The following is a 1,090-nucleotide window of genomic DNA, read 5'->3' as shown; positions in this document are numbered from 1 at the left end:
CTCGCGGCGACAAGGAGTATTATCACACAGCTTAGAATAAAATGCAACCATCATTTTTTTCCAATTTCATTTTTTTTGACCTTCTCATAGTTTCTACAATGATTTTTTGTTTTTTCAGTGCAAAATAGATAAGAGGGTCTTCTAATCTTAGAGGCCCTATGCATTTTTATTGAGCCCTAACCGAAAGCTTTGGCAAAGACCGTAACGGCTCTATAAGTTAAAATAATACAGATATGAAATACGAATCAAATAAAAACAACGTCTATTCTAGCTTTTCATCTACATAGATAAAGCCTTTTCTTTCAATATTAATCTGCCCTGAAGTATAATCGATCATTTTTTCTTCTAATATTTCTTCCTCGCCTACTTTAGCTAAGACTACAAGATTGATTTTATCTGCATAAGTAGTTTCGTGAATTCTATATCTTTGATCACGTAGGTTTTTTTCTATCTTACCCCAATAGGTATAGTCAATGAGAAACGAAATTTTTCTAAATAAACTTCTTTCAATGATACCAACGGTTTTGATTCCTATTGAAGCACTTTTACCGTAAGCACGGATTAGCCCTCCAGCGCCTAGCTTGATTCCACCAAAATAACGCGTTACTACGATAACAGTATCTTTCAAATCATTTTTCTTGATCACTTCTAAAATAGGTTTTCCTGCCGTTCCTGATGGTTCACCATCATCATTCGCTTTTTGATGTTCGTCTTGTTCTCCACAAATATAGGCAGAACAATTATGGGTAGCATCCCAGTGCTTCTTTTTGATTGTTGCAATAAATTCTTGAGCTTCAGCTTCTGTAACAGCTCTGTTAACATAACTTATAAAGCGAGAACGATTTATTTCCATCTCACTATCCCCATAACCTTGTACAGTTTTATATTGATCTATGTTATAAATTTTTCTCACCTCGTAAAGAAAGATTAGATATTTTTAGATAAACTAAAAAACCCACCACAAACTAGTATCTAGTTATTTGGTAGGTTTATCAATTATATTTATGGAATAATGGCGGAGTGGGAGGGATTTGAACCCTCGCTGGACTTACGCCCACTAACGGTTTAGCAAACCGTCCTCTTCAGCCGC

General features: G+C 35.0%; 1 protein-coding gene. It reads right to left on the bottom strand.

All coding sequences use genetic code 11. The features are described from left to right. Positions 1–262: 262 nt before the first annotated feature. Positions 263–913: a YigZ family protein gene (locus F9B85_RS14085; RefSeq protein ID WP_279237798.1), complete on the bottom strand. Its 651-nt coding sequence runs from the start codon at positions 911–913 to the stop codon at positions 263–265. Between the last annotated feature and the right edge of the window lie 177 nt (positions 914–1,090).

The organism is Heliorestis acidaminivorans (genome assembly GCF_008933955.1).
Taxonomy (GTDB): domain Bacteria; phylum Bacillota; class Desulfitobacteriia; order Heliobacteriales; family Heliobacteriaceae; genus Heliorestis; species Heliorestis acidaminivorans.
This window is presented reverse-complemented; position numbering and strand designations above follow the sequence as displayed.